Source organism: Bacillus sp. BB081, from assembly GCF_008368895.1.
In the GTDB taxonomy this organism is placed as follows: Bacteria; Bacillota; Bacilli; order Bacillales; family Bacillaceae_G; genus Bacillus_A; species Bacillus_A wiedmannii.
In genome coordinates, this window is sequence record NZ_QOZX01000117.1 from 1 (window position 1) to 9,996 (window position 9,996).

Below are 9,996 nucleotides of genomic sequence, written 5' to 3' on the forward strand. Positions count from 1 at the left end.
CAATTCTATTAAATTAGTAATCATATTACTTAAAAATTATGCGTAAGAATATAGTAAATGAAGGGAGATATAAAATGAATAGAGTGAAACTGAAAGTATTGAATGTAAGATATGTAGTGGTATGTATTTTATTCACGATTATATGTATCCTCACTTCATTCGTCATTTCTAGTAATTCTAGCGTATTTAAATCATATTATATGAATCAGTTATTAGGAACGAATTCTACTAAAGGTCTTATGTATATGATAGGAAGTGAAAATCGTTATTTTGCAGAAGAATTTCATAAAGAAAAAGGACGAGCATCTTTGGAATCTTTTTTACTTTCACTTTCTACAAACATTAATGTAAATGATCTCCGAAGTTTATTAACCAGGGAACTTCCTAATATGAATCAATTTTATTCGGAAATATTAATTGCTGGGGAAGGAACAGATTATACGAACATTCCGGAAGAATCTAGTATTCCTTTAGATAAAATTAAAGATAAAGGTACTGCTATTGAGCACCCAAAGAGTGAGAAAGAAAACAATTCTACTGGTGAAAATTCAAATACAAAAAATAACAGTGAAAATAAAGTTTTTATTTATCATACACATAGTTGGGAATCGTTTATTCCTCTTATTCCAGGTGCTACTGTACCCGATGATGCTTCCAGTACAAATAATGAAGTGAATATTACGTTTGTTGGAAACTATTTAAAACAAAAGTTAGAAGAAAAAGGAATAGGTGTTTCACATGATACGACGAATATGAGGGATTTTCTGCGAAATAAAAATTTAAATTGGGCTCAATCTTACAAAGGGTCCCGTCAAATATTACAAGATAAATTAGCACAAGATAAAAATATTATGTTTCCAATGGACCTTCATAGAGATGATGCACGAAAAAATACTACAACAAAAAATATTAACGGAAAGAATTATGCTCGTCTGTATTTTATATTGGGACGAGAGAATCCTAACTTTGAAAAAAATAAAAAAATAGTAACGGCAATAAATTCATATTTAGATGAGAAGTATTACGGTTTAAGCCGAGGGATTTTTATTAAAGATCGTAAAAGCGGGAATGGAGTATATAATCAAGACCTTTCTCCCAATGCATTACTTATTGAAATGGGAGGAGTAGATAATACACCAGAAGAATTGTATGCGTCAGTTGACGCATTAGTAGAAGCGTTTAGCCACTATTATAATGAAGTAACTAAGAAGAACTAAATGTATAGGGGAAATCTAGTGTTTTTGTAAAATAAAAAGGAGTGACACCTAGTCAGAAGTTCTAGGGGTTACTCTTTTTTTAGAATATAAAATCACCAATAAACGTCATCAATTGAAAAAATCTTTCTTTTCATTCTTCTTTTTATAGTTTTAAAGGAGAAATCTAGGTTTCTTATTTTTACTAATGTTATAATAAGAAAAAAGCACGAAAAGAGGTTATCTCATGCTAGAGGTTATTGCAACATGTTTAGAAGATGTGAAACGAATTGAACGAGCTGGCGGGAAGCGAATTGAATTAATTACATCTTATACAGAAGGTGGTTTAACGCCGAGTTATGCATTTATAAAAAAAGCGGTAGAAGCAGTACAAATACCGATTCACGTTATGATTCGTCCGCATGCGAAGTCTTTTACATATACGGAAGAAGAAATTGAAATGATGAAGGAAGACATTGTAGTTGCTCAGGAATTAGGAGTAGCTGGTGTTGTATTAGGTGTATTAAATGAACGAAATGAAGTGGATGAAGAGAAACTAGGGGATTTATTATCTGTGGTAGACGGGATAAATGTCACATATCACCGTGCAATAGATGATATAGAAAATCCAGTAGAAGCGATGAGAACTTTAAAGAAGTTTCATAAAGTGACTCACGTTTTAACTTCAGGTGGACAAGGAAATATAGTAGATAATATTCAGGTGCTTACAGAAATGCAAAAGATAAGCGATGGTCAAATTCAACTTGTTGCTGGAGCTGGCGTGACGAAAGAAAATATAAAGCGATTGCTTGATGAAACTGGAATTTCGCAAGCTCATGTTGGTACAGCGGTAAGAGAAGGAAAATCATGTTTTTCTGAAATTGATCTTAACTTAGTAAAGGAATTAGTTCAAATCATACAATAAACACGTAAGAAAGAGGAGAAACGATGAAGGAAAATACGAAGAAAGAATTATTCTCATGGGCTAAAACGATAGGATTTACCCTTGTATTAATCGCAATTATTCGCGGTGTTTTATTTACACCTTCATTAGTGCAAGGTGAATCGATGATGCCCACTTTAGAAAATAACGAACGAGTTCTCGTGAATAAGATTGGTTATAGTATAAGTGGATTAGATCGCTTTGATATTATCGTCTTCCACGGAAAAGAAGGATATGATTTAGTAAAACGAGTAATTGGTTTACCAGGCGATACAGTGGAGTATAAAAATGATGTTTTATATGTAAACGGTGAAGCGATGGAAGAACCATATTTAAAAGAATTTAAAGAAAAAGCGGCGGGCCGTGTATTAACTCCAGACTTTACATTAGAACAAATCACAGGGAAAACGAAAGTGCCAGAAGGCCAAGTATTTGTTTTAGGCGATAATCGTGAAGTTTCTAAAGACGGTCGTATGTTCGGATTTATTTCAGAAGATGAAATTGTCGGAAAAGGACAAGCTGTTTTCTGGCCGTTGAAGCAAGTAAGAGCATTATAAAGCAAGTATGGGAGAAATATTCTTCTGGTGGATTTAAATCACATTTTTTGTAAAACTGAATGTTCATGTAAGAAAGACAGAGGTCATTTTGATTATTATTTTTCAAAATGGCCTCTGTTTATTTGAAGATAGTATTGCAAGGAGGGAATTTAAATGATAACGAAAGAAGCAGAAGTTATTTTAAACAGGAAAGGAGCCAGGAAAGTAAACGAAATCCCTAAAGAGGTCTTACAATTACTACAGCAAGGGAAAGTAGAAAGTGTTAATCTAACAGAATGGTTAGCTATAAATCATATTGAACTACTTAAAAACGTCTTACCTTCAATAGGACTCAAGAATAGTTTGGAATGTATAGTAGCTGAATTAGAAAAACAGAACGTTGAAACAGGAATGAAAGTCATACGAATAACAGGAGCTTTATTGGATGAAATTATACTCAAAGAGAATGAAGGGAACAAGGAAGATGTACTGTTAAAATTATCTGATCATATTTCAGATAGTGTACGATGTTGGGCAGCATTTATGAATAAAAAATCAAATAACACATTAAAAGATATATTAACGTACATTCGACCTTTTGCGGCGGATCATCATTTTGGTGTTCGAGAAATCGCTTGGATGTCTATTAGAGAAGATCTTTCACAAAATATAGAAGAAAGTGTGGAATTGTTAGTAGAATGGGCAAAAAGTGAAGATGAGAATATTCGTAGGTTCTCTGTAGAATCTATTCGTCCTCGAGGTGTATGGATTAAACATATTGAAATATTAAAACAAGAACCTGAAAAAGCACTTCCCATTCTTAATTTACTTAAATCAGATCCATCAAAATATGTACAAGATTCGGTTGGAAACTGGTTAAATGATGCAAGTAAAACGAAACCGGATTGGGTAATGAACCTGTGTGAAGAATGGGCAAAGGATACTGACATAAAATCAACGAGTAGAATTATTAAAAAAGCTAAAAGAACGATTTTGAAAAATAAGTAATATGTAACTAATAGACTTGTTAGTTGTACGAAGGAACAATCAATCATGTTAAAAAAAGAATATTTTGAATAACTAGGAGAAGAGCATGTATTAATCAATACATGCTCTTTATATTTTCTTTTATATTAGTGTTATTAATGAAAGGTGATCAAATATTAGTTCAAATCTAAACTTCTGTACTTTTTTATTGTAACTTTTATTCTAATAATTTTGTAGCAATGTGAACTTTGCAAATTGAACCGTCGTGATTTCTAAAGTTAATTTTATATTCACTGTCAGGAAGCGAATCACTCCAATATAAATTACATTCACTAGTAGTTCGTTCTTCACGTGTTAAAGTTCTGTCAATCATCCAAGAGCCTTTCATTCTATATAAATCACATATTATTTGTGTTTTTTAATAGCGGACAAAATATATTGGATTATGTACGTGAAAAAAATATTGATAGAATTAAAAGAATATTTTATAATTTTAAATTATACGTTTGTTTCGAAAAATGGAATTTAAGTTCCGAAATTCGGAACAAGAGGGAGATAGAATGAGTATAAATAAAACGGCAGTTAAGACAATGGATATTTTAGAGTTGTTTTATAAGTATGAAGAGCTAAGTTTAACAGAGATGGTTCAGCTTACGAGTATGCCGAAAACATCTGTTTATCGTTTAATTGGCTCGTTAGAAGAAATGGAGTTTTTACAAAAAAACGAAAAGGGGAAATATCATTTAGGAGTCGTGTTTTTACGGTTCGGTCAACTTGTTTCACAAAGATTATCTGTAAGAAATATTGCTCTTCCATATATGGAAGAGCTTAGAAATAGTTTAGGACAGGCAGTTAATTTAATTATTCAAGATGGTAATGACGCGATTTATGTGGAAAAGATGGAAGGCGTTCAGCCTGTACGCGTGTATACAGCGGTTGGAAGAAGAGCACCGCTTTATGCTGGCGCATGTCCGAGAATTTTACTTTCGTATTTCTCTGAGGAAGAGAAACGGAAATACATAGAGGAAACAGATTTAAAACAGTTTGCAGATGGAACAATTGTGGATAAGGAACAATTGCTAGAAGTGTTACAAATGGCGAAAAAGGAAGGACACACAATTAGTTACTCTGAGTTAGAAAATCATACAGCGGCTATAGCAGCGCCCATTTTTGCAAGCGATGGAACGGTTGTAGCAGGTATTAGTATTTCGGGATTAGCAATTGAGTACAGCGAAAGTAATATTTCATATTTTATTGCGAAGGTGAAGGAAACAGCACATCGCATTTCGAAAGAACTCGGCTTTTTGGCATAGAAAGAGGGAGTGGGATGAAATTTTCTGCGTTAGGGGATCAAGCAATTATTGTTACATTTGGTGAAGAAATCGGGATGGATACTTACGAAAAAGTGCAACGACTATTTCAAGCACTGCAGCAACATCCGTTTGTAGGAATGATTGAATGCGTTCCATCGTTTACTTCATTAGCCGTTTACTACAATTTGTATGAAATATGGAAGGGAAATGATAGAAAGATAAGATCGTATGATTACGTATGCCAATACATAACTGGAATATTAGATACGTATAAGGAAGAGCTGAAACAAGATGTGAAACATATTTCTATACCCGTTTGTTACGGGGGAGAATATGGACCTGATTTAGAAGAGGTGGCACATTATCACGGTTTACAAGTAGAAGATGTGATTCGCATACATAGTGAAACGACATATTTTGTGTATATGTTAGGATTTACACCAGGATTCCCGTATTTAGGAGGACTATCAAAAGAACTAGAAACACCTAGAAAAGAAATACCGCGGTTACAAATTGCTCCTGGTTCAGTAGGAATTGGCGGAAATCAAACAGGTATTTATCCACTTGAAACACCAGGAGGATGGAATATTATCGGCCGAACACCAATCTCCTTATTTAATCCGGAAGAAGAAACACCAACCTATATTCAAAGCGGTATGTATTTACGATTTATCCCAATAACGAAGGAAGAGTACGTATCACTTGAGGGGGCTAAAGAATGGATGTAGAGGTTTTGCATGCAGGAATGTTTACAACAGTCCAAGATTTAGGACGATCTCATTATCAACAATACGGTGTACCAGTTGGCGGGGCTATGGATCAAAGTGCACTTCGAATGATCAATATGTTAGTCGGTAATGGAGAGAATGAAGCGGGACTCGAAATGACGATCATGGGGCCTAAATTGTTAATAAAGAAAACGACTTTACTTGCGATTGGCGGAGCAGATATGGAGCCGTTATTGAATGGGAAGCGTATTCCATTGTGGCGTCCCATTTTAGCGGAAGAAGGTAGCATGCTTTGTTTTGGGAAAGTGAAAAGCGGTTGCAGAGCGTATGTGACTTTTGCAGGTGGTATACAAATTGATCGTACGATGGGAAGCAAAAGTACTTACATACGTGCTGCGATTGGTGGTATTGAGGGAAGAATGCTGAAAAAAGGAGATTATTTTCAAATTGGTACGCACTCAGAAATAGCGAGTCGTTTCATTCAAGACTTACAAAAGGAGGAGCAAATCAAAACGAAATGGGCAATTAGCAAAAGCGTACTGCCAAAGTATAAGAAGTACCCTAAGCTTCGCGTTATAACTGATTTTGAATATGATCAATTTAAAGAAGAAAGTATACAGGCATTTTTTACGAAAGAATATAAAGTATCTAATTACGCTGACCGTATGGGCTATAGAGTTGAAGGAGAAGTTTTAAATAGAGTGGAAGAAAAAGAGATTTTATCGAGTCCGGTTACATTTGGGACCATTCAAGTTCCTAATGGAGGACAGCCGATTATATTAATGGCAGATAGGCAAACGACAGGTGGTTATCCGAGAATGGGAAATATTATTTCAGTAGATTTACCACTTCTTGCTCAGTTAAAACCGGGGGACTATGTATCTTTTGAGAAAATTACGCTTGAGGAGGCGGAACAATTGTACATAGAACAAGAAGTAAATATGAATCTATTAAAGAAATTCATCACTTTACGAAGTTGACACTAGGAGGGAAATACCGTGACGACAATCGATTTAAACTGTGATTTAGGAGAAAGTTTTGGAGCTTATAAAATGGGGAATGATGATGAAATTCTTCCGTTCGTTTCCTCTATAAATGTTGCTTGTGGTTTTCATGCGGGTGATCCGACTGTAATGAGGAAAACGGTCGAAAAGGCACTGCAGCATAACGTAGCAATTGGCGCGCATCCTGGTTTTCCTGATTTAATTGGATTTGGAAGAAGAAACATGAATGTTTCAGCAAGTGAAGTATACGATTACGTTTTATATCAAATCGGTGCATTAGACGCTTTTGTGAAAGCAGCTGGCGGGAAGATGCATCATGTAAAACCGCACGGTGCTTTATATAATATGGCAGCAACTAATTTAGAAATTACAAATGCAATCGCAAAGGCAATTTCTCATGTGAATCCAACTCTATTACTTTACGGATTAGCAAATAGCGAGGCGTTTATACAGGCTGCAGAAAAATACAATGTAACTCTTGTACAAGAAGCTTTTGCAGATCGTACGTATAAGCAAGATGGAACGTTGACAAGTCGTACAGAAGAAAATGCGCTCATAAAAAATGAAGACGAAGCGATAAAGCAAGTGCTTCAAATGGTGAAAGAAGGCTATGTGAGAGCGGTGAGCGGAGAGAAAGTAGCAGTTCAAGCACAAACAATTTGTTTACATGGTGATGGAGAGAAAGCAGTCCAATTTGCGGAAAAAATATACAGAACATTCGAACTTAATGGTATTTCTATTTGTGCACCGAAATAAAAAATAGGGGGAAGTGCTGGAATGATTAAATTAATCGGGATACTACTTGTTGCAGTCGGATTTTTATTTAGATTAAATACACTATTAGTCGTTATGGTTGCAGGTATTGTTACTGGTATGGTTTCAGGATTAAGTTTTTATGATGTGATCAGCATGTTCGGTAAATTTTTCATAGAAAATAGATATATGTCTATGCCAATTATATTAACTTTACCGGTAATCGGCATTTTAGAGCGTTACGGTTTAAAAGAAAGAGCAGAAGCACTAATAACGAAATCAAAAGGCGCAACAACTGGAAGAGTATTAATGTCATATTTTACGATAAGAGAATCATCAGCAGCACTTGGACTGAACATTGGTGGTCATGCGCAAACAGTAAGACCGCTCGTTGCACCGATGGCAGAAGGGGCTGCGCAAGGGAAATACGGTAAACTTCCTGAAAAATTAAGAGAAAAGATTAAAGCAAACGCAGCAGCTGCGGAAAATACAGCTTGGTTTTTCGGAGAGGATATATTTATCGCGACTGGTGCGATTTTATTAATGAAAGGATTCTTCGATTCAGTAGGTATGCATGTCGGTGTGTGGGATATGGCGCTTTGGGGTATTCCAACTGCAATATCTGCACTTATCGTGAGCTGGATTAGGTTTAGAAGGTTTGATAAATATATAGAGAAAACAATGAAGACAGAAGGAAAAGAAGAGAAGGAGGCAATATAATATGAACATCATAACTATGGATACAATCTATTATGTATTAGGTATAATCGTTGCATTTATCGCTGTTCGTATTGCGTTTGATCGTGAACATCCAAATCGATTTGGTTCTAGCTTATTTTGGGCATTGTTTGCAGTTACATTTTTATTTGGAAATGTAATTCCTTCGTTTTACGTTGGTTGTATTGTGCTTGCTATGGTCGTGTTAGCTTCATTAAATAAAGTAACAAAATCAGAGGAGAAAGAAGTTCCAGTACAAGAACGTGTGAAACATGCGGAGAAATTAAAAAATAAAATTTTTATGCCTGCACTATTAATTCCTATTTTTACAATTATCGGTACGTTAACGTTAGGGAAGATTAAATGGGGGAATGTATCCCTTGTTGATCCAGATAAAGTCACATTAGTTGCATTAGCACTTGGGGCACTACTTGCATTCATTGCGGCGATGCGTATTACAAAATCGAAAATAACAACGCCTGTTCAAGAAGGAAGCAGACTATTACAAGCTGTCGGCTGGGCTGTCATTTTACCACAAATGTTAGCAGCACTTGGCGGTATTTTCGCGAAGTCTGGTGTTGGCCAAGTCGTTTCTGATTTAGTCGGCCAAGTATTACCGACAGAGTATCCGTTCGTTGCTGTTATGGCGTATTGTTTAGGAATGATGCTTTTTACAGTCGTAATGGGAAATGCATTCGCAGCATTTGCCGTTATTACTGGCGGAATTGGTTTACCTTTAATTGTGCAAATGCACGGAGGAAACCCCGCGATTATGGCAGCGCTCGGTATGTTTGCTGGATATTGCGGAACGCTACTAACGCCAATGGCAGCAAACTTTAATATCGTTCCGGCGATGCTTTTAGAACTAAAAGATAAAAATGCAGTTATTAAAGCACAAGTACCAATTGCTCTTTCAATCTTTATCATAAATATGTTTATTATGTACGGCCTTGTATATCGTTTCTAATTAGGAGGGAAAACTATGAAAACAGTATTGTTAACAGGATTTGATCCGTTCGGCGGAGAAAGCATCAACCCAGCTTGGGAAGTCGCAAAAAGTTTGCACGAAAAAACAGTCGGAGAATACAAGATTATTAGTAAACAAGTTCCAACCGTATTTCATAAATCAATACAAGTTTTAAAAGAGTATATAGGAGAACTAAACCCAGAAATGATTATATGTATCGGACAAGCTGGGGGCAGACCAGATATTACGATAGAGCGTGTCGCAATTAATATTGATGATGCAAGAATTGCTGACAATGAAGGAAATCAGCCCGTAGATGTACCGGTTGTAGAAGAAGGACCAGCTGCTTATTGGTCTACACTTCCGATGAAAGCAATTGTAAAAAGACTGCAAAAAGAAGGTATACCAGCTTCCGTTTCACAAACAGCAGGTACATTCGTTTGTAATCATTTATTCTATGGTCTCATGCATGGACTAGAGAAACAGGATAAGAAAATAAAAGGCGGATTCATTCATATTCCGTTTTTACCAGAACAAGCGAGTAACTATCCAGGGCAGCCGAGTATGGCTCTTTCTACTATTCGTAAAGGGATAGAAATGGCGGTTGAGGTAACGATGAAAGTTGAGGTAGATATTGTAGAGGTTGGGGGCGCGACGCATTAGGTAAAAAGGATGTTAATTAAGAAGGGCTGACAAACTCAAAGACATACAAAATAATCATTTAAAAATAGTGTGATAAAGAATATCACACTATTTTTTATGTAAAACAAACAGAGTAGATTTTGATATTAGTAAAGTGTGACTTGGATAAGGGATAATCATCAGAGTTGTTAATTGTACTAAGTTTTTTCATAA

Annotated in this window: 12 protein-coding genes; 11 read left to right on the plus strand and 1 reads right to left on the minus strand. The window is 35.5% G+C overall.

Annotated elements, in window-relative coordinates; genetic code table 11:
• Positions 1–74 precede the first annotated feature (74 nt).
• The 4 genes from DN394_RS28275 to DN394_RS28290 all read left to right on the plus strand — a co-directional run bounded on the left by DN394_RS28275 (position 75) and on the right by DN394_RS28290 (position 3,680).
• Complete coding sequence (locus DN394_RS28275; RefSeq protein ID WP_149294450.1) at positions 75–1,217, plus strand: stage II sporulation protein P; 1,143 nt, start codon at positions 75–77, stop codon at positions 1,215–1,217.
• Positions 1,218–1,440: 223 nt separating this feature from the next.
• Positions 1,441–2,118: a copper homeostasis protein CutC gene (locus DN394_RS28280; protein ID WP_098209076.1), complete on the plus strand. Its 678-nt coding sequence runs from the start codon at positions 1,441–1,443 to the stop codon at positions 2,116–2,118.
• 23 nt (positions 2,119–2,141) lie between these two features.
• Positions 2,142–2,693: a signal peptidase I gene (gene lepB, locus DN394_RS28285; protein WP_098084616.1), complete on the plus strand. Its 552-nt coding sequence runs from the start codon at positions 2,142–2,144 to the stop codon at positions 2,691–2,693.
• Between the two features lie 153 nt (positions 2,694–2,846).
• Complete coding sequence (locus DN394_RS28290) at positions 2,847–3,680, plus strand: DNA alkylation repair protein (RefSeq protein ID WP_098209077.1); 834 nt, start codon at positions 2,847–2,849, stop codon at positions 3,678–3,680.
• A gap of 196 nt (positions 3,681–3,876) precedes the next feature.
• Here DN394_RS28290 and DN394_RS29160 read toward each other — a convergent pair whose 3' ends face one another.
• Positions 3,877–4,032 carry a hypothetical protein gene (locus DN394_RS29160; protein WP_170958651.1) on the minus strand — a complete coding sequence of 52 codons (156 nt, stop codon included), beginning with the start codon at positions 4,030–4,032 and terminating at the stop codon, positions 3,877–3,879.
• Between the two features lie 187 nt (positions 4,033–4,219).
• Between DN394_RS29160 and DN394_RS28295 the strand changes: the two genes are divergently transcribed.
• Genes DN394_RS28295 through pcp form a run of 7 tightly spaced genes read left to right on the plus strand, consistent with a single transcriptional unit; the run spans position 4,220 to position 9,804 of the window.
• Entirely contained in the window at positions 4,220–4,972 is a 753-nt protein-coding gene (locus DN394_RS28295; protein WP_098705373.1) for an IclR family transcriptional regulator, read from the plus strand.
• Positions 4,973–4,986: 14 nt separating this feature from the next.
• Positions 4,987–5,700, plus strand: coding sequence for a 5-oxoprolinase subunit PxpB (gene pxpB / locus DN394_RS28300; RefSeq protein ID WP_098705374.1), 714 nt, complete (start codon positions 4,987–4,989; stop codon positions 5,698–5,700).
• Complete coding sequence (locus DN394_RS28305; protein ID WP_098209079.1) at positions 5,691–6,680, plus strand: 5-oxoprolinase subunit C family protein; 990 nt, start codon at positions 5,691–5,693, stop codon at positions 6,678–6,680. The genes pxpB and DN394_RS28305 overlap by 10 nt, the downstream gene beginning before the upstream one ends.
• A gap of 18 nt (positions 6,681–6,698) precedes the next feature.
• A complete protein-coding gene (gene pxpA / locus DN394_RS28310; RefSeq protein ID WP_098209080.1) occupies positions 6,699–7,460 on the plus strand; it encodes a 5-oxoprolinase subunit PxpA in 762 nt (253 codons plus the stop codon).
• Between the two features lie 21 nt (positions 7,461–7,481).
• The gene (locus DN394_RS28315; RefSeq protein ID WP_000593393.1) at positions 7,482–8,177 is read left to right on the plus strand and encodes a DUF969 domain-containing protein; all 696 of its coding nucleotides are present in this window, start codon (positions 7,482–7,484) and stop codon (positions 8,175–8,177) included.
• A 1-nt stretch (position 8,178) separates the two neighbouring features.
• Positions 8,179–9,141: a DUF979 domain-containing protein gene (locus DN394_RS28320; protein WP_046959846.1), complete on the plus strand. Its 963-nt coding sequence runs from the start codon at positions 8,179–8,181 to the stop codon at positions 9,139–9,141.
• A 15-nt stretch (positions 9,142–9,156) separates the two neighbouring features.
• On the plus strand, positions 9,157–9,804 hold the full coding sequence (gene pcp, locus DN394_RS28325) for a pyroglutamyl-peptidase I (protein ID WP_098209081.1): 648 nt from the start codon (positions 9,157–9,159) through the stop codon (positions 9,802–9,804).
• The last annotated feature ends 192 nt before the right edge of the window (positions 9,805–9,996 follow it).

What these genes read in the sequence shown, in the direction of transcription:
- DN394_RS28320 (WP_046959846.1), top strand. Translation starts at nt 8,179, where the DNA reads ATGAACATCATAACTATGGATACAATCTATTATGTATTAGGTATAATC.
- DN394_RS28280 (WP_098209076.1), top strand. Translation starts at nt 1,441, where the DNA reads ATGCTAGAGGTTATTGCAACATGTTTAGAAGATGTGAAACGAATTGAA.
- DN394_RS28315 (WP_000593393.1), top strand. Translation starts at nt 7,482, where the DNA reads ATGATTAAATTAATCGGGATACTACTTGTTGCAGTCGGATTTTTATTT.
- DN394_RS28305 (WP_098209079.1), top strand. Translation starts at nt 5,691, where the DNA reads ATGGATGTAGAGGTTTTGCATGCAGGAATGTTTACAACAGTCCAAGAT.
- DN394_RS28275 (WP_149294450.1), top strand. Translation starts at nt 75, where the DNA reads ATGAATAGAGTGAAACTGAAAGTATTGAATGTAAGATATGTAGTGGTA.
- DN394_RS28295 (WP_098705373.1), top strand. Translation starts at nt 4,220, where the DNA reads ATGAGTATAAATAAAACGGCAGTTAAGACAATGGATATTTTAGAGTTG.
- DN394_RS28290 (WP_098209077.1), top strand. Translation starts at nt 2,847, where the DNA reads ATGATAACGAAAGAAGCAGAAGTTATTTTAAACAGGAAAGGAGCCAGG.
- pxpB (WP_098705374.1), top strand. Translation starts at nt 4,987, where the DNA reads ATGAAATTTTCTGCGTTAGGGGATCAAGCAATTATTGTTACATTTGGT.
- lepB (WP_098084616.1), top strand. Translation starts at nt 2,142, where the DNA reads ATGAAGGAAAATACGAAGAAAGAATTATTCTCATGGGCTAAAACGATA.
- DN394_RS29160 (WP_170958651.1), bottom strand. Translation starts at nt 4,032, where the DNA reads ATGATTGACAGAACTTTAACACGTGAAGAACGAACTACTAGTGAATGT.
- pcp (WP_098209081.1), top strand. Translation starts at nt 9,157, where the DNA reads ATGAAAACAGTATTGTTAACAGGATTTGATCCGTTCGGCGGAGAAAGC.